24 protein-coding genes are annotated in these 24,108 nt (G+C 65.2%); 7 read left to right on the forward strand and 17 right to left on the reverse strand.

Annotated features, from left to right (window positions below):
- Window positions 1-62: 62 nt before the first annotated feature.
- A complete protein-coding gene (locus Q8P38_08440) occupies window positions 63-1,727 on the forward strand; it encodes a fumarate hydratase (GenBank protein MDP4014625.1) in 1,665 nt (554 codons plus the stop codon).
- Window positions 1,728-1,748: 21 nt separating this feature from the next.
- Here the strand turns inward: Q8P38_08440 and Q8P38_08445 are convergent, their stop codons facing one another.
- Together Q8P38_08445 and Q8P38_08450 are read right to left on the reverse strand one after the other, a co-directional pair.
- Window positions 1,749-3,044 (reverse strand): PhoH family protein, encoded by a 1,296-nt coding sequence (locus Q8P38_08445; protein MDP4014626.1) that lies wholly within the window; start codon window positions 3,042-3,044, stop codon window positions 1,749-1,751.
- A 53-nt stretch (window positions 3,045-3,097) separates the two neighbouring features.
- Complete coding sequence (locus Q8P38_08450; protein MDP4014627.1) at window positions 3,098-3,853, reverse strand: isoprenyl transferase; 756 nt, start codon at window positions 3,851-3,853, stop codon at window positions 3,098-3,100.
- Window positions 3,854-3,932: 79 nt separating this feature from the next.
- Between Q8P38_08450 and Q8P38_08455 the strand changes: the two genes are divergently transcribed.
- Together Q8P38_08455 and greA are read left to right on the forward strand one after the other, a co-directional pair.
- Window positions 3,933-4,571, forward strand: a complete 639-nt coding sequence (locus Q8P38_08455) for a hemolysin III family protein (GenBank protein ID MDP4014628.1) — start codon at window positions 3,933-3,935, stop codon at window positions 4,569-4,571.
- A gap of 87 nt (window positions 4,572-4,658) precedes the next feature.
- Window positions 4,659-5,138, forward strand: a complete 480-nt coding sequence (gene greA, locus Q8P38_08460) for a transcription elongation factor GreA (GenBank protein MDP4014629.1) — start codon at window positions 4,659-4,661, stop codon at window positions 5,136-5,138.
- Between the two features lie 34 nt (window positions 5,139-5,172).
- Here greA and Q8P38_08465 read toward each other — a convergent pair whose 3' ends face one another.
- From Q8P38_08465 to Q8P38_08495, 7 genes are all read right to left on the reverse strand, one after another.
- A complete protein-coding gene (locus Q8P38_08465) occupies window positions 5,173-6,267 on the reverse strand; it encodes a lysophospholipid acyltransferase family protein (GenBank protein MDP4014630.1) in 1,095 nt (364 codons plus the stop codon).
- Window positions 6,260-7,276 (reverse strand): NAD-dependent epimerase/dehydratase family protein, encoded by a 1,017-nt coding sequence (locus tag Q8P38_08470; protein MDP4014631.1) that lies wholly within the window; start codon window positions 7,274-7,276, stop codon window positions 6,260-6,262. Before Q8P38_08470 ends, Q8P38_08465 begins: the two co-directional genes overlap by 8 nt.
- Before the next feature lie 64 nt (window positions 7,277-7,340).
- Entirely contained in the window at window positions 7,341-7,436 is a 96-nt protein-coding gene (locus tag Q8P38_08475) for an AURKAIP1/COX24 domain-containing protein (protein MDP4014632.1), read from the reverse strand.
- A gap of 129 nt (window positions 7,437-7,565) precedes the next feature.
- A complete protein-coding gene (locus Q8P38_08480; GenBank protein ID MDP4014633.1) occupies window positions 7,566-10,106 on the reverse strand; it encodes an ABC transporter permease in 2,541 nt (846 codons plus the stop codon).
- A 2-nt stretch (window positions 10,107-10,108) separates the two neighbouring features.
- Window positions 10,109-11,305: an acetoin utilization protein AcuC gene (locus tag Q8P38_08485; GenBank protein ID MDP4014634.1), complete on the reverse strand. Its 1,197-nt coding sequence runs from the start codon at window positions 11,303-11,305 to the stop codon at window positions 10,109-10,111.
- 85 nt (window positions 11,306-11,390) lie between these two features.
- Window positions 11,391-12,188: a pyrroline-5-carboxylate reductase gene (proC, locus tag Q8P38_08490; GenBank protein MDP4014635.1), complete on the reverse strand. Its 798-nt coding sequence runs from the start codon at window positions 12,186-12,188 to the stop codon at window positions 11,391-11,393.
- A gap of 29 nt (window positions 12,189-12,217) precedes the next feature.
- Entirely contained in the window at window positions 12,218-13,144 is a 927-nt protein-coding gene (locus Q8P38_08495; GenBank protein MDP4014636.1) for a proline dehydrogenase family protein, read from the reverse strand.
- Between the two features lie 77 nt (window positions 13,145-13,221).
- On the opposite strand from Q8P38_08495, the gene Q8P38_08500 reads away from it, so the two are divergent.
- From Q8P38_08500 to Q8P38_08510, 3 genes are read left to right on the forward strand one after another with little or no spacing between them, the layout of a single operon-like run.
- Window positions 13,222-13,695, forward strand: coding sequence for a DUF2933 domain-containing protein (locus Q8P38_08500; GenBank protein MDP4014637.1), 474 nt, complete (start codon window positions 13,222-13,224; stop codon window positions 13,693-13,695).
- A gap of 26 nt (window positions 13,696-13,721) precedes the next feature.
- Entirely contained in the window at window positions 13,722-14,411 is a 690-nt protein-coding gene (locus Q8P38_08505; GenBank protein MDP4014638.1) for an ATP-binding cassette domain-containing protein, read from the forward strand.
- Window positions 14,408-15,937: an ABC transporter permease gene (locus Q8P38_08510; GenBank protein MDP4014639.1), complete on the forward strand. Its 1,530-nt coding sequence runs from the start codon at window positions 14,408-14,410 to the stop codon at window positions 15,935-15,937. The genes Q8P38_08505 and Q8P38_08510 overlap by 4 nt, the downstream gene beginning before the upstream one ends.
- Before the next feature lie 176 nt (window positions 15,938-16,113).
- Here the strand turns inward: Q8P38_08510 and Q8P38_08515 are convergent, their stop codons facing one another.
- Genes Q8P38_08515 through Q8P38_08545 form a run of 7 tightly spaced genes read right to left on the reverse strand, consistent with a single transcriptional unit; the run spans window position 16,114 to window position 22,841 of the window.
- The gene (locus tag Q8P38_08515; GenBank protein ID MDP4014640.1) at window positions 16,114-16,560 is read right to left on the reverse strand and encodes a DUF2752 domain-containing protein; all 447 of its coding nucleotides are present in this window, start codon (window positions 16,558-16,560) and stop codon (window positions 16,114-16,116) included.
- Between the two features lie 32 nt (window positions 16,561-16,592).
- The gene (locus Q8P38_08520) at window positions 16,593-17,330 is read right to left on the reverse strand and encodes an ABC transporter permease (protein MDP4014641.1); all 738 of its coding nucleotides are present in this window, start codon (window positions 17,328-17,330) and stop codon (window positions 16,593-16,595) included.
- Window positions 17,327-18,067: an ABC transporter ATP-binding protein gene (locus tag Q8P38_08525; GenBank protein ID MDP4014642.1), complete on the reverse strand. Its 741-nt coding sequence runs from the start codon at window positions 18,065-18,067 to the stop codon at window positions 17,327-17,329. Before Q8P38_08525 ends, Q8P38_08520 begins: the two co-directional genes overlap by 4 nt.
- 10 nt (window positions 18,068-18,077) lie before the next feature.
- The gene (locus Q8P38_08530; GenBank protein ID MDP4014643.1) at window positions 18,078-18,656 is read right to left on the reverse strand and encodes a TetR family transcriptional regulator; all 579 of its coding nucleotides are present in this window, start codon (window positions 18,654-18,656) and stop codon (window positions 18,078-18,080) included.
- Window positions 18,657-18,661: 5 nt separating this feature from the next.
- Complete coding sequence (locus tag Q8P38_08535) at window positions 18,662-19,558, reverse strand: sugar phosphate isomerase/epimerase (protein MDP4014644.1); 897 nt, start codon at window positions 19,556-19,558, stop codon at window positions 18,662-18,664.
- Window positions 19,555-21,915, reverse strand: coding sequence for an HAD-IC family P-type ATPase (locus Q8P38_08540; protein MDP4014645.1), 2,361 nt, complete (start codon window positions 21,913-21,915; stop codon window positions 19,555-19,557). Before Q8P38_08540 ends, Q8P38_08535 begins: the two co-directional genes overlap by 4 nt.
- Window positions 21,912-22,841, reverse strand: a complete 930-nt coding sequence (locus Q8P38_08545) for a hypothetical protein (protein MDP4014646.1) — start codon at window positions 22,839-22,841, stop codon at window positions 21,912-21,914. The genes Q8P38_08540 and Q8P38_08545 overlap by 4 nt, the downstream gene beginning before the upstream one ends.
- A 31-nt stretch (window positions 22,842-22,872) precedes the next feature.
- On the opposite strand from Q8P38_08545, the gene Q8P38_08550 reads away from it, so the two are divergent.
- The gene (locus Q8P38_08550) at window positions 22,873-23,673 is read left to right on the forward strand and encodes a hypothetical protein (GenBank protein MDP4014647.1); all 801 of its coding nucleotides are present in this window, start codon (window positions 22,873-22,875) and stop codon (window positions 23,671-23,673) included.
- 117 nt (window positions 23,674-23,790) lie between these two features.
- On the opposite strand, the gene Q8P38_08555 is transcribed toward Q8P38_08550, so the two are convergent.
- On the reverse strand, window positions 23,791-24,108 hold a 318-nt coding region (locus tag Q8P38_08555), incomplete at its 5' end, for an HNH endonuclease signature motif containing protein (protein MDP4014648.1).

Here is a 24,108-nt window from a genome sequence, read left to right on the forward strand (position 1 = left end):
ACGGTACCCACTGCCCGCGCCGCGCCGCGCGCCGCGGCCGCGAGATCCATAGGCTTGGCCCCATGCCTGATTTCGCCTACTCCCCAATGTTGCCCCTCGGACATGACCAGACGCAGTATCGACATCTGTCCAGCGAAGGTGTCGAAGTCATCCGGCTCGGTGATCAAGACTTCCTGTCGGTGCGTCCAGAAGCCCTCACGTCACTAACATTCCAGGCGATCCGGGATATCGAGCACCTCCTCAGGCCGAGCCATCTAGCCCAGCTCCGCGGCATCATCGACGACCCGGAGGCCAGCCCCAACGACCGGTATGTGGCGCTGGACCTGCTGAAGAACGCCGTCATCGCCGCGGACGGGGTTCTGCCCATGTGCCAGGACACCGGGACGGCGATTGTCATGGGCAAGCGCGGGCAGCGCGTGCTGACAACGGGTCCGGATGAGGAGCACATCGCGCGAGGAATCTACGACGCGTTCGGCCAGCTCAACCTGCGCTACTCACAGCAGGCGCCGCTGACGATGTGGGAAGAACGCAACACCGGGACGAACCTGCCAGCCCAGATCGACCTCTACGCCGCGACTCACCCTGACAACGCCCTTGACTACAAGTTCTTGTTCATGGCCAAGGGCGGCGGGTCAGCGAACAAGTCCTATCTGTTCCAGAAGACACCAGCCGACCTCAACCACCGCGATCTGATGCGCTTCCTGGACGAGCAGTTGCGCCAGATCGGCACCGCGGCATGTCCTCCCTATCACCTCGCGGTCGTCATCGGAGGCACCAGCGCCGAAGACGCACTGAAGACAGCGAAATACGCCAGCGCCCGGTATCTCGACAGTCTTCCGACACAGGGAGACGCGTCCGGGCACGCGATCCGCGTTCCGGAGATGGAGTCGGAAATCCTTCGGATGACTCGCGCTTTCGACCTGGGCGCCCAGTTCGGGGGCAAGTACTTCTGCCACGACGTGCGTGTCATCCGGCTTCCCAGGCACGGAGCGTCCCTGCCGGTCGCGGTCGCGGTGTCGTGCTCCGCTGACCGCCAGGCCAAGGCGAAGATCACGCCCGACGGGGTGTTCCTGGAACGACTGGAACAGGACCCTTCGCAGTACTTGCCGGTGTCCGGCAGCGCCGGAGGAGACGACGATGCTGTGAACCTTGACCTCAACCAGCCAATGGCTTCGCTCCGGGAGCAGCTGTCCGGACTGGCTGTTGGTACGCGCGTCAGCCTCACCGGCCCGCTGACGGTCGCCAGGGACTTGGCCCACGCCAGGGTCCGTGAGGCGCTCGACCGTGGCGAGGAGATGCCCTGGTACTTCCGTGACCAGTGCGTCTACTACGCAGGTCCCGCCAAGAAGCCTGAGGGCTACGCGTCAGGATCGTTCGGGCCGACTACCGCTGGCCGAATGGACTCCTACGTCGACCAGTTCCAGCGAGCGGGCGGATCACTGGTGATGCTGGCGAAGGGGAACCGCTCACCCGCCGTGGCTGAGGCCTGCAAGCGAAACGGCGGGTTCCACCTCGGATCGATCGGCGGACCCGCTGCCCGGCTGGCCAAGGACAACATCACTTCCGTTGAGGTTCTGGACTTCCCCGAGCTAGGTATGGAGGCGGTCTGGCGGATCGAAGTCCGCGACTTCCCCGCGTTCGTGATCATCGACGACAAGGGGAACGACTTCTTCGCCGACCGGTTACGCCCGATCCAGATCATCACGAACCCGTCACGGAAGGCCTGATACCCCGCCGCCTCTAGCGACTCAGCGCGGAACGTCCTCGAGTATCTCTGTGACTAGCGCGGCGATGGGAGAGCGCTCAGCGCGCGTCAGCGTTATGTGCGAGAACAAAGGGTGGCCCTTCAGGCGCTCGATGACGGCCGCGACGCCGTCGTAGCGCCCAACGCGCAGGTTGTCCCGCTGGCCCACATCGTGGGTGAGAATGACCCTGGAGTCCTGGCCGATTCGGGACAGGACCGTCAGAAGGACGTTGCGTTCCAGCGATTGGCACTCGTCCACGATCACAAACGCGTCATGAAGCGAACGACCGCGCACATGGGTCAGCGGGAGGACTTCGAGCATCCCCTGATGGACGACTTCCTCAACGACATCTGGCGAAGTCACTGCCGACAGCGTGTCGAACACGGCTTGACCCCAGGGCGACATCTTCTCATTCTCCGACCCAGGCAGATACCCCAGTTCCTGACCACCGACGGCGTAGAGCGGCCGGAAGACCATGACCTTGCGGTGGCGGCGCCTCTCCAATACCCATTCCAAGCCGGCCGCCAGCGCGAGAGCGCTCTTGCCGGTGCCAGCCCGTCCCCCGAGTGACACGATGCCGATTTGTGGATCCATCAGGGAGTCCAGGGCTAGCCGCTGCTCTGCGCTGCGGCCATGCAGGCCGAACACTTCCAGGTCGCCGCGGACGTGACGGACGCGCTTGTCAGCCGTGGCCCGGCCCAAGGCGCTGCCCCGATCGCTGAGCAGCACCAGTCCGGTGTTGACTGGAACGTCGACTCCGACCGGCAGATCGATCTCGCCGGTGCGGTAAAGCTCGTCGATGGCGCCGGAGCCCACGTCGATCTCGGCTATGCCGCTGTATCCGGAGGTCACGACCAGCTCGGCGAGGTACTCCTCCGCGCTCAGTCCCACAACCGAGGCTTTGACCCGCATTGGCAGGTCCTTGGAGACCAGAACGACCGACCGCCCGTCCTTGCTCAAACTCAGCGCCACGGCGAGAATGCGCGAGTCGTTGTCCCCGACACGGAATCCGGGCGGCAGCACACCCGGATCCGAGCGGTTCACCTCAACGCGGATCGTTCCCCCCTCATCGCCGATCGGCAGTGCCTCGTCCAACCGTCCGTGGGTCTGTCGCAGGTCATCCAGGAATCGGAGCGCCTCTCGGGCGAAGTAACCCAGCTCGGGGTGGGTCCGCTTGGCTTCCAGCTCGGCGATCACGACGAGTGGCAGCACGACGTCATGCTCAGCGAACCTGCTCATCGCCAGTGGGTCACTCAGCAGAACCGAAGTGTCGAGTACATAGGTCCTGCTGGACTGCATGATCCGACGCTACGGGGAACACCTCTAGTAGTCGCAGAGCCACGCCGCGTGGGCTACGCGCCGAAACGCCGCTGCCTTTGCTGATAGGACCGCAGCGCGCGCAGGAAGTCCACCTCGCGGAAGTCAGGCCAGAACGCTTCACAGAAGTAGACCTCCGAGTGAGCGCTCTGCCACAACAGGAAGCCGGATAGTCGCTGCTCACCCGATGTCCGAATGACGAGGTCAGGATCGGGCTGTCCCTTGGTGTACAAGTGATCCGCGATGTGCTCGACATCAATGATCCGGGCCAGGTCGTCCAAAGACGTGCCCATCGCAGCGTGCTCCTGGAGAAGCGCCCGGACCGCATCGACGACTTCGCGCCGCCCACCGTAACCAACCGCTACGTTCACTGTCAGGCCCGGGGCGTTCTCGGTGGCTTCCTCAGCTTCCTTCAGTGACGCCGAGACATCCTCGGGCAGGAGATCGAGCGCTCCGACAGGCCGGATCCGCCAGCGACCAGCCTGAACAAGATCCAGGACTGTGGTGTCGATGATTCCCAGAAGCGCCCGCAACTCCGCTGGGTCCCGGGCGAGGTTGTCCGTCGAAAGAAGCCACAGCGTTACCAGTTCCACACCGGCGTCTTCGCACCAGCCGAGGAACTCCGCGATCTTGGCCGCGCCCGCGCGATGCCCGACGTCGCTGGGAGACCCCTGCGAGCTGGCCCACCGACGGTTGCCGTCGAGGATCACTCCCACATGGCGTGGCGCCTGGCTCGCGTCGAGCCTGCTTCGCAGCCGACGCGCGTACGCGGAATAGACCGCATCGCGCATGCCCACGTGTGTCACCCTTCCGACTGCCTGAGGCTAACCGACGGGTGATCGACGCCACACCGCCAGGTAGATTGCGGGGGTGACGGCCACCCATACAGAGCTACGCCCGGCTCTGCGGGGCTGGCTGCACGCCACGGCCGCACCGATCGCCGCCACGACCGGCACCGCCCTAGTGGCGTTCGCGCCAGTGCATCGGTTCGCGTCATCCATCTACGCTGTCGCCGCCACCGCCCTGTTCTCCGTCAGCGCTGTGTACAACCGAGGGCGTTGGAGCGGCATGGCGATGGCGGTCCTCAGCCGCCTGGACCACTCGATGATCTTCTTCATCATCGCCGCGTCCTACACCCCAGTAGCGATGGTCGTCCTGCCCACCGACTCGGCCCGGCTGCTGCTCATCCTGGTGTGGACCAGCGCCGGCATCGGAACGCTGTTCAGAGTCGCGTGGTTCGCCGCCCCACGGTGGTTGTACACGCCGCTGTACGTCGTGACGGGTTGGGCGCTCGTGCCGTTCCTTGGACAGCTCAACGCCAACCCGGCTGGGATGGCGTTCATCGCGATCTCCGGCCTTTGCTACACCAGCGGAGCCGTCGTGTACGGCTTGCGGCGGCCAGACCCGGTGCCGCACATCTTCGGCTTCCACGAGCTGTTCCACGCCCTGACCATCGGTGGCTGGGCACTTCACTATGTGGGACTCTGGCTCGTCGTCGTACCCATGTAGTCGGCGCGAACCTACTAACCGGAACCTGCGGCGCGTTTGGGCGAACGTGTGCCGGACTTGTTACGCTCCGCGTGCCGGAGGTGAGTAATGGCAGACGTGAAATGGCTGACGCAGGAAGCGTACAACGCGTTATGCGCCGAGATAGCCCAGCGTGAAGGACCGTTGCGCCAAGAGATAGTCCGGCGGATCGCGGCGGCGCGTGAAGAGGGCGACCTGAAGGAAAACGCCGGCTACCACGCCGCGAAGGACGAGCAGGGCCACAACGAGGCCCGCGTGCGGCAGTTGCGATCGATCCTTGAGTCAGCCCAGGTCGGCCAACCGCATGCCGCCGACGACCAGGTGGCTCACGGCCGGGTCGTCACAATTCGGATTCCCGACCTTGACCACGAGGAGACGTTCCTGCTCGCTTCCCGGGAAGAAGCCGCCCACGCGGAAATCGAGGTCTACTCGCCAACTTCGCCTCTTGGCTCCGCCGTCGACGGACGCCGGGTCGGCGAAACGGTCACCTACGAGCTGCCTAGCGGCAAGGTGATAGAGGCCCAGATCCTCGCCGTCGCGGAGTCCTAAGCGTTCTCCCCCGCAGGGTGCGCGGGCAGACCCGTTACATGAACACAGACCGCCGCTGGACCAGCAGCCGGTACAACTGCTGCTGGATCGTCTCGCGCACCTGATCGGTCAGGTTGAACACCAGCATCGGATCGTCATCTGCTCCCGCCGCGAAGGCCTCGGTGTGAATCGGCTCGCCGAACATGATGATCCACTTGCTGGGTAGCGGCACAAGCCCGAGCGGCCCGAGCCACGGGAAGGTCGGGGTGATCGGGAAGTACGGCAACCCGAGGAGACGGGCAAGAAGCCTGAAGTCCCCAATCATCGGGTAGATCTCCTCCGCGCCGACTATGGCCGTGGGGATGATCGGGACGCCCGCCTGGAGCGCAGCGGCCACGAATCCGCCCCTTCCGAACCGCTGCAGCTTGTAGCGCTCCGCGAACGGCTTGCCTACGCCCTTGAAGCCCTCTGGCCACACCCCCACCAGCTCGCCCTTGTTCAGCAGCCTTTCGGCATCGGGATTGCAGGCCAGGGTTGAGCCACTCTTGCGGGCCAGTTCACCCAGGACCGGCGTGCTGAAAATCAGGTCCGCGCCGAGCATCCGCAGCCTCCGGCGCGCCGGATGGTGATCCAACAAGGCGACCTGCGTCATTACCGAGTCCACGGCGATCGTGCCGGAATGGTTCGCGACCACGAGCGCGCCACCTGTGTCCGGGATGTTCTCCAGGCCCCGCGTCTCGACTCGGAACCACTTTTCGTAAAGCGGGCGGAACGGCGCCATGAGCACGTGTTCCTGCAACTCCGGGTCGAATCCGAACTCGTCGATCTCGTAGTCGCCGGTGACTCGGCGGCGCAGGAAGGCCAGGGCAGACGCCACGCGTTCATCCCACTGGGGCGGCTCATAGACATTGCCCGGCAGGGGCTGGAAATTCGATCCGTCGGCGATCGGGCCGCGACGCCTGCCACTGCTGTCGTTTCTGACTGTGCGGCGCCTGTTCTCGGTGCCCCGGCGCCGCTCAGCACCTGCTGGGGAGGATGACCCAGCCTGTCTGGACCCTGAGCCCGGCTCAGGCGCGACCGCGGCCGCCACGGGGCGCACTGGCTCCGGCGAGTCGTCGCCTCCGATCGCGATTATTCGAGCCTCAGGCATTCACGGCCCCCTTCCGCGTCAGCAGGTTTGTCAGTGACTGTTCAACCGACGCGACTCGTTCCGGCTTCAGCACCCTGTTCAACCCGCGCCCTTCAACGAAGGACATGAACGCTTCCCTCGTCGTGTACTCAGGGACGAACTCCAGAACTTCACGCATCCGCGTGGTGTCCACGCCCCTGCCGAACGTCAGGAACCGAACCTGTTCCGGCGAGAAGTCAGCCAGGCCGAGGCGGATCACCGCACGTCCCACTCCCCCAACGAGCAGCGGAGGCACCGGGAACGGGAGTCTGCCCGCCAGCCGGATCGCTTGGGACAGCGCGATGACGCCATCGCCCGCGATATTGAACAGCCCGGGATAGTCGTCGACCGCAGCATGGTGGATCGCCGCGAGCCCGTCGTCCTCGTGGATGAACTGCAGCCTGGCGTCGAATCCGGTCACTACCGGAACCAACGGCAGGGTGAAGTAGGCCGTCATGGGGGTTTGGACGATCGGTCCGATGAAATTCGCGAATCTGAGCGTCGTGGTCACGACGTCGGGCCGTCTGCGAGCGAAACCGCGCACATATCCTTCGACCTCGACGGAGTCCTTCGCCCAGCCGGATTCTGGAGCGTGGCGCGGCTCAGTCCCCTCAGTGAACATGGCCGGGTCTTGGGAGCCGGCCCCGTAGACCGAGGAGGTCGACTTCACGACTAGGCGGCGGATCGAGGGCGACTTCTGGCACGCGGCCAGAAGCTGCATCGTCCCGATGACGTTGATCTCCTTCATCGCCATGCGACCACCGGCCTGGACCGGCGTGGCGATCACTCCCATGTGGACGACGGTGTCTACGTCCGCAGCGGCTATGACTTTCGAGATGATCGGGTTCCGGATGTCGGCGCGAGCGAACTCGGCCCTGCCTATGTCAGTTCTCGGAGGGACGACATCGACTCCAATGACCCGGTCAATCCGAGGATCGTCGGTCAGCATTCGTGCCATCCGCCCGCCAAGATAGCGGGATACCCCCGTCACAAGAACTACCTGACCCACGCCTATCCCTTTCCCCGAAACCGGAAACTGATCCCTGACCCGGCTACTACTTGTTCCGACGCTGGACCCTAGTCCGCTTCAAGAGCTTGCGGTGCTTCTTCTTCGCCATCCGCTTGCGACGCTTCTTGACAACGGACCCCATGCATACCTCACTTGTTGCGCCGCATGACCTCAATGGGCGCCGCGGCAAGTCGAGCTGACGACCTAGCCTACTGCCACTGGGGCGTGTGTCCCACTCGGCGAGCCCGTGATCCCCGCCGTAGCAAAACCGTTACTCAGCGGAGATCGACTCCAACATCGGCAACAGCGCGGCCCTGCGCGCTGGCAAAGCCGCGGCAGCCACACCTATCAGCACGGTCAAGACCAAGATCACTACCAGCACGGAGACGGGCGCATCCAGGACGCTGATCCCTGACTCGGCCAGGGCGCGTTGCAGGATCACACCCGTGCCAACCCCCACCGCGATACCCAGGATGCCGCCTGTCACGGCCACCAGAATGGCCTCCCAGCGGATCATTCGGCGGACCTGCCGCCGCGTGGATCCGACCGCTCGCAGCAGACCGATCTCCGCTGTGCGTTCCAGAACCGACAGCGCCAGCGTGTTCACGACTCCCAGTGCCGCGATGATGACCGACAGTGCGAGCATCGCGTAGACCAGTAGCAGCAACTGATCCAGGGCAGCGGAGTTCTGTTCCTTGATCGCTGTTTGATCGAGAACCTGAACGAGCGGATTCGACTCCGCGACGCTTTCCAGGCCCGCTGTCACATCAGCCAGATTGGCCCCGGGCTGAATCGTGACAAGTAGGGTGCGGTCCTGCGCGGCGCCGCCGCCCGCACGGTACTCGTCCATGGGAATCACCAAGCCGGTCAGCAACGCGCTGGGCTCGTACACGCCTCCAAGCAGAAACTGCCGCTTTCCACCGCTGGGGAGCGTGACCTCGACTGTCTGGTTCAGGCTCCAGCCCATTTCGCCAGCAAGGTCCTTGCTAACGACCGCCACTCCTGGGGAGAGCTCGAACTTGCCTTCCACTCCGGATACGGCGTGCGCGGCCTCGAGCGGACCGCCGCCGACCGCGGTGACAGTCAGCTCTGACCCGTCCGCCAAGGCTGGCCCGGTCGATTCGCTCATCACATACTTGACCCCAGGCACGTCCCGGGCCCGCTCCGCGATGGACAAGTCGAAGGGCTGCATCGTCTGCGTTCCGATCATCAGATCCCCACTGAACGACTCGTCCACGAGCTTCGAGATGGAAGCCTTGGCCGAAGCGGTCACGATCGTGACGCACACGACCAGTGCCAGACCGATGGTCAGAGCGCTGACGGTGGCCGCGAGCCGCCGGGGTGAGCGAGCCGCATTCCGCCCGGCCAGACGGCCAGTGACCCTTCCGAAAGCATCCATGACAGGCATCAGGGCCCGGATCAACATCACGCCGATCCACGGTGACATAAGCACTGCGGCTATGAGCAACGCGCAGGCCCCAAGTGAAGCCGCCAGAGCCCTGCTGCCGGGATCATCACTTCGCAGGCCAACAACGACAAGCGCCACCGCCGCAGCCAGCGCGAACGCCCCAGCCGCGATCCTGCCCCCACCGACACGGTCACGGGCGCCAGCTGCCTCCCTGAGGGCGGCGACTGGAGGCACCCGCGCCGCCCGGATCGCCGGAAGCAGCGCGGCTGACACCGTCACCAGCACGCCGACCACGGTCGCCCACCAAACCGCCTGGCCCGTAATGGCCACACCGGATGTCAGGCTCAGACCCATGCTGGCGAACAATCCCGTGAGTCCCAGCGCCAGCAAGTACCCAACGCCGATGCCGATCAGGACTGACCACACGGCCACGAACAGCGCCTCGATCAGCACCGACGCCAGCACTTGCCTGCGGGTCATCCCTATCGAACGCAGCAGGGCCAATTCCCGCTCGCGCTGGGCCACGAGCATCGAGAAAGTGTTGTGAATCAGGAACGCCGCCACCAGCAGCGACACCGCGGCGAAGCCGATCATGAAGTAGCTGAAGAACGCCAGACCTTCTCGCAATGCGCTGCTCTGCTCGTCGACCTGCTGAGCCCGAGACTTGACCACCACGTCGCCGCCAAGCGTCCCCCCGATCGCTTCAGCGACCTCATCGTCGCTGTAGCCGTCGGCCACAGCTACATCTATCGCGGTCCACTTGCCTGGCTCGGCCAGCAGCTTCTGCGCCTGCTCGGGAGTGAAGGCCGTGAGCGTGGCTCCGGCCAAACCGCCGCTCTCGCCGAACTTGAAGCTCCCAACCAGGGTCGCGTTCACGCGGCCAGCCGGTGTGACTACTGGGACCCGATCGCCGAGCTTGACTCCCAGCTTCGGGAAGGTTGTCTCGTCGACGACGATCTCGTTGTCGGCAGCTGGTGCCCTGCCGTCCACGATCCTGACCAGGCTGAGCTGACTGTCGTCCTCCCAGCTGACACCCAAGGCCGGCGGGCCCATGGCGCCCACGACCTTGCGATCTCTGTCGATCAGGTACACCCCGAATCTGCTGACGGTCCCTGCTGCTGCCTCCACGCCTTCGACCTGGCGGACCCGAACCACCGACTCGTCGGGTATTAGCAGGGGAGCGGAGTCGCCAACATGTGTCAGCACGTCTTGTGAGACCGCTGGGGAGCGTGTCACCTGCACGTCCTGAGCGCTGCCCTCAACCATCTCGACGAACGTCCTGTCCAGCGCCGATGTCAGCATCAGCGTTCCGGTGACGAAAGCCACGCCGAGAACGATCGCCAACGCGCTCAGCAGCAAGCGCCCCTTGTGCGCCAACGCCGTACGCCAAGTAGCCCGGAACATGATCAGAACCCTTGCCAGCCGTCGACGGGAAGCCCGTGATACGGAAAGACGGCCCGCCGGGTCGCCGCGATCGCCGCGTCGACCGGGTCATCCGGGTCATATCCCAAATCCCACAGCTTCGGCCACGGTTCGAAACCATCGGTCATGAGCGCGGGCGGTTCCCGCCCAAGTAACTCATCGCAGTAGGAGCGGAATCCATCTGGGACTGGCGTTTGCGGGTCGATCGGCCTGCCGATCGCCTCGGCCATCAGGTGCGTCCACGCACGAGGGACCACGTCAACCCACTCGTAGCCTCCACCTCCGAGGGCGAGCCAATTCCCGCCAGCGAACCGGTGAGCCCAGTTGTGCGCTGCCACCGCGCCCAGGCGCTCGCCGTCGATCGAAACGGTGAGGTTTCCCAGCGGGTCCTCGAAGTGCGTATCGCACCCGTGCTGGGATACCAGGAACTGCGGCTTGAACTCGCGAAGCAGCGAAGGAGCCACAGCGTGCAATCCCCGCAACCATCCCTGGTCCCCTGTCCCAGCGGGCAGGGCGATATTCACCGCCGAGCCGAGCGCGCGCGGACCGCCGATCTCAGTTGGCCACCCTGTGCCGGGGAACTGGGTAGACGGGCTCTCGTGGATCGAAATCGTCAACACGCGGGGGTCATCCCAGAAAGCGACCTGAACCCCGTCTCCGTGATGAACGTCGACATCCAGGTACGCGATTCGCTGCAGGCCTTGGTCCAAGAGCCAGCGGATCGCGACCGCGGCGTCGTTGTACACGCAGAACCCCGACACGCGATCCGGCATCGCGTGGTGCAGCCCACCTGAGATGTTGACCGCGTGCCCGGCCCGTCCGGACAGGACCGCCTCGGCGCCGACGACGCTGGCTCCGCAAATCCTGGCGGCCGCGCTGTGCATGTCCGGGAACACCGGGTTGTCCGGCGTCCCGAGGCCGAAGCTCGGGGCCTCGAAGTCCGGGTCAGAGGAAGCGGCCTTCACCGCCTCCAGCAAGGCCGGGCGATGCACTGTGAGCAGGGTCGCGTCGCCTGACACGGGGATCTCGGACACCACTGAGACGTTGGAATGGTCCAGCAGTCCGAACTCCTCGACCAAGCGCATCGTCAACTGCTGGCGGATCGGGCTGAACGGGTGGCCGGGGCCGAAGTCGTACTTCTGCAGCGACTCGTGCCACACCACGGCCACCGAGTCGCTCACCGAACCTCCCTGATCAACGACACCATCTGTAGCGCCCCGATGATCTCGCGCCGGTTCGACACGACTACCGGGGAGGGCGCGAGCTTCAGGAGCCCAGTTCCTTCGACCGATCCCGCGCCGCCTCCATCGCGGCCAGGAACGCCGCTCTGACGCTGTGCTTCTCCAGCTCGCGCAGGGCCGCGGCCGTGGTCCCGGCGGGCGATGTGACTTGCTCGCGCAGGACAGTGGGGTGCTCGCCAGTGTCACGCAGCATCTTCGCGGCACCGAAAGTCGTTTGGACGGCCAGCTCCGTCGCGGTTGAGCGCGGCAGACCCAGGTGGACGCCAGCTTCGATCATTGACTCCACAACGAAGAACACGTAGGCCGGACCGCTGCCAGAAACGGCCGTGACCGCATCCTGCTGATGCTCGGGCACCCGGATGACTCGGCCAACCGCCGAAAGCAGCGCCTCGGCTTCGGCCAGGTGCTCCTCATCGCAGGAGCAGCCAGGCGATATAGCGGCCATGCCTTCGTCGACTAACGCTGGCGTGTTGGGCATGACACGCACGACGGCTGTGCCCGCCGGTATGTGGCTTTCGATGAACGGCGTGGTGATCCCGGCCGCCAGGGAGATGATCAGGGTGTCGGGCTTGATGTGTCCGGCGATTTCGGCAAGCAGGCTGGACATGTCCTGAGGCTTTACGATCAAGACCAATGTCTGAGCCGAGCTGGCAGCCGTGACGCTGTCCACGACCTCGACTCCGTAGCGTTCGCTCAATTGAACCGCGCGCTCGGGACGGCGTTCGCTGATCAGCACGTCTTGCGCGTGGCGCCCCGCCCGCAACAGCCCAGACAACAGCGTCTCGCCCATCACGCCGCCGCCAAGCAGCGCAACCTTCGCCATCGGAACCTCCCCTCAGTCAACGCGCGGAACTACTTCTTCGATGACAGCGACTTGACCAGCAGCGCCAGGTTCGCCGGCTTCTCAGCCATTCGCCGAACCATGTACTCGTACCAGTCAGGGCCGAACGGCACGTACACGCTAACGCGTTCGCCTTGATCCGCGAGCCGCTGCTGCTCCTCCGGGCGCACGCCGAGGAGCATCTGGAATTCGTAGGAGCCTCGCGGCCTGTCATTGTGGATGGCAAGAGCCTGGGCAATGTCAACCAGTCTGGGGTCATGCGTGGCCACCATCGGGTACCCGGTGCCCTCCATCAGTATCCTCAAGCACCGAACGTAGGCCAGATCTATTTCGTGCGGAGCCTGGTACGCGACCGACTCCGGCTCCCGGTAGGCACCCTTGCACAGTCGTACGCGAGATCCCTCGCCGGAAAGCTCACGGCAGTCGGCCTCGGTCCTGTACAGGCAGGCCTGCAACACGACGCCGATACCGGGGTAGTCCTTCCTCAGCTCCCGGACAGTGGCTAGGACCGTGTCGGTCGTCGTGTGGTCCTCCATGTCCAGGGTCAACGTGGTTCCGGCCTCGTCCGCCGCTTCGGCGATCTGGCGCGCGTGCCCCAGAGCGATCTTCTCCCCGTCCGGCAGGGCCAATCCGATCGAGGACAACTTCAGTGAGACTTCAGCCTCGTCGGCCAGGCCATTCGCGGCCAGCGACTCCAGTAGCTCCAGATACTCGTCGCGAGTCTCCTGGGCCTGGGACAGCTCGACGATGTCCTCGCCCAGCCGGTCGATCGCCGAGTACCGTCCGCTGGCAGCCAGGTCGGCGGCTACGCCGATCGCGTCTGGGATCTGCTCTCCGGCCACGAAGCGGTTGACGATCTGTCGCGTTCCAGGCATCGCGACAGACAAACCCCGGATCCTGTCGCTGCGCGACACTGCCAGCAACGTTCGGCTCAGCACTGGCCCTCCTCGGTGTGCCCGACCCGCATCGGCAACCCGCACCGCGGCCCGGCGTTCGTCCCTTCGCAGGCTAGTCCGTGACACTGCCCCTGTCGCGGAATGTGGCGACACCGCAGCGCGCCCGCGCCCGCACCAGAATCCCACAGGTTCATCGGATCTTCACAGATTCGCCACTCGGCGTGCGGCGCGGGGCCACAACGATGGACGTGCCGGTCGGCGTCGGCGCCGAAGGTACTGGCACCGCAGCGGCGGGGTTGCCCGCACGACTTGAGGAGAACAGCATGGGAAGACGCAACATCGGCCTGGCGGCTGTGGCAGCCGGAATCGCGTTTCTAGTCGCACTCGCGCTTGGCGTGCCCGCAGCCAGCATCGCTTCGTTCGGCGTGTTCCTCATCTGCCCTCTTATGATGATCTTCATGATGCGCGGTATGCATGGCTCGCACGGCTCAGGACATGGCGGCGGAGGTCACAGCTGCTGCGCGGGAGACTCATCCTCGACGCCGCAAGGCAGCCAGACGTCAAGGCCGCACGATCAGGCAACACCCCACTAGCCCATCGCGAGCCAAGGAGGCCGAAAGTGGCAATTCTGAGGCAAACTGGCGACATCGCAAGTCCAAGCCCGGCCTCCGACCCAGACGTCGTCCTCGAAGCCGTCGGCATCGCGAAGTCGTACAGGAGCGGTATCTGGCCGTTCCGGGCAACCAAGAGCGTGCTCCGGGGCGTGGATCTGACTCTCTACGGCGGAGAGGTAGTCGGACTCGTCGGTGAGAATGGCGCGGGCAAGTCCACGTTGATGAACATCCTCGTGGGCGCGCAGAACGCCGATGACGGCACTGTGGAGCACGCGGGAGCGCTGGGCTTCTGCCCGCAGCAGCCCCTTGTGTACGCACGACTCACGTGCGATGAGCACTTCGAGCTGTTCGGCCGCGCGTACCGCATGACCCCGGCCGCTGAGCGTGTAGCTCGGCGGAACCTGTACGCATCCCTCGGCTTCGCCCAGTACGCCACAACGCGCGCGGATCAGCTCTCCGGCGGAACGCTGGCCAAGCTCAACCTCAGCCTGGCGCTACTCGCCGACCCAGGTCTGCTTCTTCTGGACGAGCCATACGCGGGGTTCGACTGGGACACGTATCAGAAGTTCTGGACCCTGGTTGCCGAGCGGCGCACGTTGGGTCGCACTGTGCTGATCATTAGCCACTTCGTGACCGATGAGCAGCGTTTCGACAGGATCTTCGACATTCGCGACGGGCAGGCAGTCCAGCGATGACGATGGCGCTGTGCGTGCGGCGGTTCCTGCTCGACTACGCCCGCAACCCGGTGAATGTGCTGATGCTCGTCATCGTTCCAGTCATCTTCGTCGCCGTCGCGGCGCAGTCGATCGCCGACACCGCCGAGCTGCTGGGCGGCGCGGGGGGCGCTCCCGCCACCGAGACCTCGACGGCGGGTTGGGCGGCGGGCTTCCTGTCGGGAATCGCGATGTACTTCCAGGTTTCATCCGCCCGAGGGACCGACCGTCGGCTGGCCATCGCGGGCATCAGTCCACGCCAACTCGTCGCCGCGAGGCTCTTGACAGGGCTCATCCTCGCCGCCTTGGTCACTGCGGTGGCTCTGGGCGTGCTGGCTGCGCGAACCGGCCTCGACGACCCGGTGCGCGTGGGTATCGGGACGATGATGTTCGCCGCTGTCTATGTGGGACTGGGTGCGATCGTCGGCGCGTGGGTACCCAATCCAGTCAACGGAACCGTGCTTGTTCTATTCGTGCTCATCATCGACGTCTTCTTCGGCCCGACGATGATCACTCAAGACAAGCCGATCACTCGGATCTTGCCAACTCACTTCGTCTCGCTGTGGATGGTCGACGTTCCGTCCGGGCACGAGAGCGCGCTGAGCGATCTTGGCTGGGCCTTGGTGTGGGCGATCGGATGCCTCGTGGCGGCCTTCTTGGTGCTGCGGGCCACGGTCAACGTCGACGCCGCGCAGCGCGGCAGGGCGAAGCTAGGTTCGGTTACTGACCAGATGGTCGCCGCGACAGCTCTCGGGATCCGGAACTGGCGGCGCAACCCGATCCTGTGGATCCTTCTGATCGTAGTTCCGACCGTGTTCATCGTCCTTTCGGAGTTCATCACCCCCAGCGAACTAGTACCCATGACCGTGACCGAGGGCGGAATCGACAAGACAGAGATGGTCGATATCGCCAATATCCACGCCGCGACCATGGCGCCGATCGCGGTGTCATCGCTAGCGATGCTGGCTGGGGTATTCGTCGTTCTGGATGCGCGCTCTGCCGATCAGCGCCTCAACCTGGCAGGCCTGCGCACGGGAGCCTTGCTGTCAGCCAGGCTCGCCGTCGTCGGGCTCGCCGTGCTGCTGTCAACGTTCGTCGCGCTCGCGGTCACGGCCGCCCTGTTCCGTCCTCCCCAGTGGTTGTCGTACGCTCTGGCCAACCTTCTCCTCGCGATGACGTTCGGCCTGCTCGGGGTCCTCGCCGGACCAGTGTTCGGACGGATCAGCGGCGCTTTCATCGCGTTTCTTGTCCCGTTCATCGACCTGGGCATGTCCCAAAGCCCCATGCTGCGCGGAACTCCCCCTGACTGGGCGCAGTACCTGCCCGGATACGCGGGGATGCGAATACTCATCGACGCCGCGGTCACCGACAGCTTCGATGAGGCCCGGAACTTGCTGCTTGCTCTCGGCTGGATCGCGGCGCTCCTGGTCGCGTCAGTGCTCGTGTTCCGCCACATGATCAAGTCTCCAAGCCGCCCCGAAATCGGGTCCGCACTCGTCCGAACTTGACCCTGCCCCGCGCCGCACCTCGCCCCTCCGCGCAGAAACGGCCGCTCCCGACAAACGCACCTGTTACGCAAGGAAACGACCGTTCTAACGGGCGCGTCTGTACCCAAAAGGGCGCTTCTGTTCGGAGCGGCCGTTTCTGCCAGGACGGCGGGACGGCGGGACGGCGGGACGGCGGGCTACATGAGCAGTTCGGCGTGGGACTGCTGGTTGACCTCCAGCGCCACAATGAGCGCGATGACCACGGCAACCGCGATCCACTTGCCCCGTCGGGTCCACCTGATGTGCATCGAGGGCCAGCGCCCCGAGATGAGCCCGAATGCGCCCCTGACGACCAGAACCGCACCAGTTAGAACCACCGGTATGCCGATGGGGTTGTACCTCCAGGACTCCGCGAAGTCACCCATGGCCGCCAGCCGCACGGCGCGCGTACCACCGCACAGCGGGTCCATGTACCCAGCGGCGTGCAACGGGCCGTGCATGTCCAGCGGCGGCAATCCGAAGATCGCCATAGCGACCGCCAGGAGGAGTCCCCCGAGCGCGAACCACGTAAACCCCGTCCAAGCGTCGTGGTCTTCCAAACTCAGCCAGACCCGTCTGGTACGCGTGTCGGAAGGAACAGTCACACCCGATGTCTACCAAAGTCGGCAGCGAACTGTCACGGTGTCCTGCGTCGCAAGGTCGCCGCGCCCAGGCCCACGGCTCCGACGATGAAGGCCGCGACGACGGCCATCGACGTCAGCGTCCCAGAGTCGAGCTGCGCGTGGGTCGCTATGTCAGTCGTGGCGTCGACCGCATAGGACAGCGGCAGTACGTCGGATATAGCGGACAGGACGGTAACCATCTGATCCCTTGGCGCGAGCAGCCCGCACAGCAGGAACTGAGGCAGCACGAACGCCGGCATGAACTGCACGGCCTGGAACTCAGTCTGGGCGAACGCGCTCAGCGCCAGGCCGCAGGCGGTTCCCAGCAACGCGACCAGGACGGCCACAAGCGTCAGCGACCAGGTCGACCCAGCCACCTGAAGGCCGAGCAGCCACAACGACACGCCGACCGCGAGCACGGACTGGATCAGGGCCATCAGCCCGAACGCCAGCAGATACCCGACTAGGAGGTCTCCTTTGCCGATGGGCATCGCCAGCAGCCGCTCCAGAGTCCCCGTCTGGCGCTCTCGCAGGGTCGCGACGCTGGTAACGACGAACATCACAAGGAAGGGGAAGATGCCCAGCAGGGACGTGCCAGCGGAGTTGAACAGCTCGGGGGAATCGATCCAGACGTACTTCAGAAGTGTCATCAACAGAATCGGAACAGCGAGCATCAACGCGACAGTCCGGTGGTCATGCCGGATCTGATGCAGCACGCGCGCTGCCGTCGCCAGCGTTCGCGAGGCCGTCATGCGCCGCCCCGCTCGCCGCCGGAGGCTCCCTCGCGCTCAACCAGGGCCAGGAATGCGCTCTCGACGTTCCCGGTTCCCGTCTCGGCGAGAACAGAGTCCAGCGTGTCGTCGGCCAGTATCCGGCCCTGCCGCAGAAGCAGCATCCTGTCGCAGCGCGATGCCTCATCCATGACGTGGCTCGACACGACAAGGGTGACTCCGTTGTCCGCCAACGAGCGGAAGATGTTCCATAGGTCACGCCGGAGCACTGGGTCTAGCCCAACTGTCGGCTCGTCCAGGATTAGGACCTCGGGCGAACCGAGCAGCGCCACAGCCAGCGATGCCCGGCCGCGCTGGCCGCCCGACAGCCGCGACACTCGACGGTCCGCCATGTCCGTCAGCCCGACTTCGGTGAGAACCCGGTCAACATCGGATACTGGCGTGCCAAGGATCTTCCCGAAGTACCGGATGTTCTCCCGCACGGACAGATCCGCGTACACGCTCGGATCCTGCGTCACGTATCCGATCCGATGCCGCAAGTCAGGGTCACCCGCCGGCCTGCCGAGCACAGTCACTGTTCCGCCATGCGTGTACTGAACGCCAACGATGGCGCGCATCATGGTGGTCTTGCCGCCGCCGCTGGGCCCCAGCAGGCCGGTGATCTGACCAGCGGCGATCTGGCACGAAACCTCGTGAAGGACGGCTTGGCCGCCCCGGTCGACACGAAGCTGATCGACGACGATCGCGGGGTCGACCATCTCGGGCCCGCTACGTTCCGGGGATCGACTTCGTCGGATCCAGCAGATCCTGAATTATCGGCGCGAACATCCTCACGACATCGTCCTCCGGCGCCGAAGCCAGCGGCTCAAGCCTGATGATGAAGCGAACGGTAGCCAGCCCGATCAGATGGCTGGAGATCAGCGCAGCTCGCATCCGGGCATCCGGGATACCGACGACGCCGGCCACTCGGTCGATTACTGATTCCTCCAGGAATTCCCTCAGGTCAGCACTGGCCTTGCCCGCGGCGATCCCGGACTGGAACAGGTCGATGAGTTCCTGGCGTGATTGCTCGTCACTGACCATCTCAAAAGTGCCCCGCACAAGACGTTCGCCCATGCCTTCAAGCCCGGGCGCCAGGAGTTGGGGGACAGCGCTCGAAGGATCGAAGGGGAATCGTACGGCGGCCGCGAACATCTGTTCCTTGCTCGCGTAGTACTTGCGCAGCACGCCAGGAGCCACTCCGGCAGCCGAGGCCACGCCCTTCATTGTGGTGTGTGCGTAGCCGTAGTTGTGGAACGCCGAACGGGCGGCTTCCAGGACAGCGTCCGCTACTTCGTCTCGGGTCATGATGACTACTTTAGGGATGACTCGGGGCGAACGCGGCCAGATCGCCGCTCAACCGTGGAAACCGCCATGTGGAGCCGTGCGAAGACCAGAGCCTCGGCGAGGTCCGCTTCACGATCAGCGCGAGAAGCCGCCTTGCGCGTGGACACTTCCACCACGACCGTGCCACCAAACCCGCGTCGCGCCAGGAACTCCAGCAGCTGGCCCGCGGGTTGAGAGCCGCGGCCTGGGATCAAGTGCTCGTCACGGGCTGATCCGGTGCCGTCCGCCAGGTGTATGTGAGCCAACCTGTCGCCGAGATCCTCAGCGACCTTGACAGCGTCCGAACCACTCACCGCCGTGTGGGACAGATCCAATGTCGTGTGCGGGTAGTCATCATGCCGGACGTCCCAGCCCGGAGCGTAGGCCAGGATTTCGCGCGAGCGCGCTCGCCATGGGTACATATTCTCGACGGCGAACTTGATGTCGGTCTCCTCGCCCATCCGCCGAAGCCCGGTGACGAAATCGCGCGAGTACTCCCTCTGCCAGCGGAAGGGCGGGTGAACGACCACGGTGCTCGCGCCGAAGAGCTCCCCGGCGGCCTTGGCCTTGAGCAGCTTGCCCCATGGGTCAGTGCCCCAGACCCTCTGCGTGATTAGTAGACAAGGAGCGTGAATGGCCAGGATCGGCATCGAGTAGTGATCCGACAAGCGTTTCAAGGCGTCGGGATCCTGGCTAATCTGGTCGGTCATAACCATGACCTCTATACCGTCATACCCGAGCCTCGCGGCTATCTCGAACGCCGCGGCCGCTGACTCCGGATAGACCGACGCCGTCGACAGCGCCACCTTCGCGTCTGGGATTCGCACGGCGGGCGTCTTCTTCGTTCTGCCGCCGCGTTTCGCCGCGGCCTGGGCTCGTGTCATGAGCGCCGCCGACGGTCGATGAAAGGAGTGATCAGCAAGATTACCGCAGCACCGAGTAGACCGATTCCCACCGCGACTCCAGCGTTGGAGTCCGGATACACCCTCATAGCGAAGAATTCTGACAGAGCCGGGACAACAATGACGGTGACGAACGATAGAGCCATGATGGCGACCACTGCCAATCTCAGCAGATTCAGCGGTCTTGCGGACTGCAGCAGGACAGCCAACGCCACCACAAACAGCGAAATCGTGGCGTCGACGCGCGCGCTGGCCTCGCTCGTTTGCCCGATCGCGAGCAGGTACGACGTGAACGTAGCGGCGGCCGCGACAATGCCCGCCGGGACAGCGAACAGCAACACCCGCCGGAAGAAACCTGGCCTGAAGCGATCGGTGTTCGGCATCAGCGCCAGGAAGAATCCCGGGATGCCGATTGTCAGGGAGCCAATCAGCGTCAAGTGCCTCGGCAGGAACGGGAACGCTACGCCGAACAACCCCGTGGAAAGTGAAATAACCATCGCGTAGATGGACTTGGTCAGGAACACATCGGCAACCCGCTCGATGTTGCCAAGGACCCGCCTGCCTTCGTACACGATCTGCGGCAAGGTGGCCCACTTGTTGTCCAGCAGGACGACTTGGGCGACGGCGCGGGTTGCCGGTGCGCCTGAGCCCATGGCGATCCCGAGGTCGGCTCGTTTCAGCGCGAGCACGTCGTTGACACCGTCCCCGGTCATGGTCACGGTGTGTCCCCGGCTCTGCAGAGCGTCAACCATCAGCTGCTTCTGCGCTGGAGTCACGCGGCCGAACACCGAGCCGTCGTCCATGGCTATGCCAAGTTCTGGAACTGTCACCGGAAGAGTCGACGCGTCCACGGGGTTATCCGCACCGGCGACTCCAGCGCGCCGCGCGATCGCTCCTACGCTGGCGGCGTTGTCTCCGGAGATGACTTTCACCGACACGCCCTGGCTGTCGAAGAAGTCGATTGTCTGCTTCGCGTCGGATCGCAAGTGCTGGTCGATGACGACCAGCGCCACAGGTACAACAGTCGGCAGCGGCAGTTCCGCACACGCGTCGCCCACGGCCGACGCCAAGAGCAAGACGCGTGCCCCGTCCGCTGTCTCTTCCTCCACCCGGCCAGCCCAGGCCGTCTGACCCCAGCCCGGGTCGACGATCTCCGGGGCGCCGATTACCCAGCACCCGTGGTCGGCGAAGCTGGCGCTGGACCACTTCCTCGAGGACGAGAACGGAACGGTCACCGTCACCGGCCAGAAGGGGTCAGGGCACTCGTCGCGTACAGCGTCCATGGTTGGGTTGGGTCGCGGATCTGAGGCCGCCAACGCGCCGAGGATCTGGTGCAGATAGGCCGGGTCATGAGACGCCAGCGGAACGATGGCTCGCACCCCCATGCCTGGGTCGGTCAAGGTGCCTGTCTTGTCGACGCACACCACGTCGGTCCGCGCGAGCGCCTCGACCGCCGGGAGCTCCTGTACAAGTGCCTTGCGCTGGGCGAGCCGGATGACCGCGACTGCCATGGCGATGCTCGTCAGCAGCACCAGTCCTTCCGGGATCATCGTGACCATCCCGGCGATGGATCCACGGATCGCGTCCTTGACCGGCTGATCGGCTCTCATCTGGCTGATCACGAGCAAGATCCCGACTGGGATGATGAGTACGCCCACGACCTTGATGAACCTCATGACCGAGTCGCGCAGTTCCGAGTCAGCCATCGCGTAGTGCTTGGCCTCAGCGGTTATCCCGGCCGCGAATGAATCCGGGCCGACTCGCTGGGCGACCATCAATCCCGAGCCGGCGGCCACAAACGAGCCGCTCATCAGCTCATCTCCGGGTGCCTTCGGCACTGAGTCGGCCTCTCCGGTCAGCAGACTCTCGTCCAGCTCCATTCCGGCGCTGGCGACGACCTCCCCATCAACGACGAGCTGGTCCCCGGCGTTGAGCACGAGGAGGTCGTCACGAACGACGTCGTGGATCCGGACCTCGACGTCGTTGCCGTCACGTCGCACGGTCGGGCGTGCCTCTCCGATGACCGACAGCTCTGCCAGCGCCCTGGACGCACGGTATTCCTGTATGACGCCTATGGCGGTGTTGGCGATGATGACGAGACCGAACAGCGTGTCTTGTGGCGGCGCCACCAAGATCATCATCACCCAGAGGGTCCCCAGGAGCGCGTTGAACGGGGTCAGCGTGTTTGCCCTGACGATGTCACCGAGGCTGCGGGACTTCGCTTCCGGTGAATCGTTCGTCAGTCCGGCAGCTACGCGCCGCTCAACGTCCGCGGTGCTCAGGCCCTGCGCGGGATCGGGTGTGGTCGGCGCTGGAATTTCGACCAGAGGAGCGCTCAATGTTCAAGCCCGTCGAGCCGCCGCAGAATGATCCCCTCACGCAAAGCCCAAGGGCAGACATCCAACATTTCGATTCCGAGCAGGTCCATGGCTGCCTCCGCCACGACCGCTCCCGCCACAAGCTGACCCGCCCTGCCCACAGACACGCCCGGCAACGATGCCCGCTCCTGGGCGGTCATCGCCGCCAGCTTCGGCAGCCATTCCGACAGGTCGACCCCGGCCAGGGTCCGGCGGACGAACTGCCCTTCCGCCGACGGCGCCGACCCGGCGATCCGCGCTAGCTGCTTGAAGGTCTTGGATGTTGCGACGGCGTGGCGGGTCGCCTCCATCCGCTGGATCCGTCCGGCCACGTCGGCGATCTGGGCGCGCGCCGCTTTGCGAAGCTCTCGGACAAGTTCTTGCCGAGGGGGATCCCCCGCCAGATGGGTGCGGGTCAGCAGGCCGGCACCCAGCGGCAGCGAAACCGTCCACTCCGGCTCCTCGTCCCCCCCGACCGCGATTTCCAGACTCCCGCCCCCAATGTCGAGGACCAGCAGCCGACCGGAGGACCACCCGTACCAGCGCCGAACTGCCAAGAAGGTCAACCGCGCCTCGTCCTCGCCGGACAGCACGTCGATGTCCACGCCCGTGGCGTCCTTGACGGCCCACAGCAGCTCGCCACCGTTCGCCGCGTCACGCACCGCCGAAGTCGCGAAGGCCTTGAACTCGCTCACGCCCAGGTCCTCCTTGGCGACCAAAGCCTCGCGCACGAAACCAATCAAGGACTCGATCGCCTCTGAATCGATCAGACCCTCAGGCGTCAGGTGCTCAGATAGCCGCAGCTCGATCTTTCGCGAGAACGCCGGAATCGGCGCTGCGCCATAGTGGGCGTCAACCACTAGCAGATGGACGGTGTTTGACCCGATGTCGAGCACTCCGAGACGCACGGTCCGACGGTAGCGCGTCTACTCTTGGGGCGTGGCGGAGGTGACCCCGGGATTCCCGAGGGCGTGGATCGAATTCAGAGATCCCGCCAACGACAACCAGTTGATTCGAGCGGACCTAACTTGGCTCACATCCAAATGGAATTGCACTTTCGGTCAGGGCTGCCTCGGCATCTACCGCTCGGCGCCTGACGCCGGCTGTTGCGCACTGGGAGCCCACCTCGCCGACAACGCCGACCTCAGGCGCGTGGCGAAGTGGGTCGGGCGCCTGACGGCGCGGGATTGGCAGCAGCGACCGGGCGGGAGACTGACTCGCGCTGCCTGGACCGAGCAGGACGAGGAGGGCGCTCGCAAGACGAGGGTGACCGAGGGCGCGTGCATCCTGATGAACGGCCCGGGCTTCCCAGGTGGTTCCGGCTGCGCGCTCCACATCCTGGCCATGAGGCTCGGCGAATCCTTCGTAGAAACCAAACCCGATGTGTGTTGGCAACTTCCGATCCGGCGCGACTACGAATGGCGGGAGGATAGCGACGGCACGAAGCGCCTGGTGGTCACCGTCACCGAGTACGTGCGCGGCATGTGGGGAGCAGGCGGTCACGACTTCGACTGGTACTGCTCGTCGAACACTGACGCGCATACCGCGCCGCAGCCGGTATTCCGCCAGAGCCGGGCCGAGCTGGAGGAGCTGATCGGGTCTGCGGCCTACGCCGAACTCGCGAGGCACTGCGCCGCACATCTGGCCGCGCGCGATCGGATGACCCGTGCGGCGCCGCCGGTCGGGCCGGGGGCGGACCTCGCCCAGCATCCCGCGTCAGCGCCCCGCCCAAACCGCTGACCGCCGAGTGTCGGGTTCCTCCGGGGCCGCGCCGGGTTCCTCCGGGACTGCGCCCGGCGGCTTCAAACCTCACGTTGGGGGTCCCTCCCCCGCAGGAACCGTCCCGCGCCCGCGTGGCTAGGGCGGGGGTCTTCGCCATCGGTGTCGCGGTGTCGGGGTGATGGTCCACCACGGCTGGGATGGCTCGCCTGCGGGGGGTTCCCCGACCTCGGGTTGGCCCGCCTCGGGTTGGCCCGCCTCGGGTTGGCCCGCCTCGGGTTGGCCTGGCTGGGTGTCGCGTGTCAGTTCCCACCTGCCGAGGTCGAGTTGACGGTGATGCGGCCAGCAAACGCTGGCCAACGAGTCCAGGTCGGTCGCGCCTCCCAGGGACCACGCGGTGACGTGATGCGGCTGGGTGTGTTCAGGACCCACATCACAACCCGGGATCACACACCC

The sequence above is a fragment of the Candidatus Nanopelagicales bacterium genome (genome assembly GCA_030700225.1).
Classification (GTDB): domain Bacteria; phylum Actinomycetota; class Actinomycetes; order S36-B12.

What these genes read in the sequence shown, in the direction of transcription:
- Q8P38_08465 (MDP4014630.1), bottom strand. Translation starts at nt 6,267, where the DNA reads ATGCCTGAGGCTCGAATAATCGCGATCGGAGGCGACGACTCGCCGGAG.
- Q8P38_08520 (MDP4014641.1), bottom strand. Translation starts at nt 17,330, where the DNA reads ATGACGGCCTCGCGAACGCTGGCGACGGCAGCGCGCGTGCTGCATCAG.
- proC (MDP4014635.1), bottom strand. Translation starts at nt 12,188, where the DNA reads ATGGCGAAGGTTGCGCTGCTTGGCGGCGGCGTGATGGGCGAGACGCTG.
- Q8P38_08480 (MDP4014633.1), bottom strand. Translation starts at nt 10,106, where the DNA reads ATGTTCCGGGCTACTTGGCGTACGGCGTTGGCGCACAAGGGGCGCTTG.
- Q8P38_08535 (MDP4014644.1), bottom strand. Translation starts at nt 19,558, where the DNA reads ATGACACGAGCCCAGGCCGCGGCGAAACGCGGCGGCAGAACGAAGAAG.
- Q8P38_08475 (MDP4014632.1), bottom strand. Translation starts at nt 7,436, where the DNA reads ATGGGGTCCGTTGTCAAGAAGCGTCGCAAGCGGATGGCGAAGAAGAAG.
- Q8P38_08445 (MDP4014626.1), bottom strand. Translation starts at nt 3,044, where the DNA reads ATGCAGTCCAGCAGGACCTATGTACTCGACACTTCGGTTCTGCTGAGT.
- Q8P38_08510 (MDP4014639.1), top strand. Translation starts at nt 14,408, where the DNA reads ATGACGATGGCGCTGTGCGTGCGGCGGTTCCTGCTCGACTACGCCCGC.
- Q8P38_08440 (MDP4014625.1), top strand. Translation starts at nt 63, where the DNA reads ATGCCTGATTTCGCCTACTCCCCAATGTTGCCCCTCGGACATGACCAG.
- Q8P38_08450 (MDP4014627.1), bottom strand. Translation starts at nt 3,853, where the DNA reads ATGCGCGATGCGGTCTATTCCGCGTACGCGCGTCGGCTGCGAAGCAGG.
- Q8P38_08525 (MDP4014642.1), bottom strand. Translation starts at nt 18,067, where the DNA reads ATGGTCGACCCCGCGATCGTCGTCGATCAGCTTCGTGTCGACCGGGGC.
- greA (MDP4014629.1), top strand. Translation starts at nt 4,659, where the DNA reads ATGGCAGACGTGAAATGGCTGACGCAGGAAGCGTACAACGCGTTATGC.
- Q8P38_08530 (MDP4014643.1), bottom strand. Translation starts at nt 18,656, where the DNA reads ATGACCCGAGACGAAGTAGCGGACGCTGTCCTGGAAGCCGCCCGTTCG.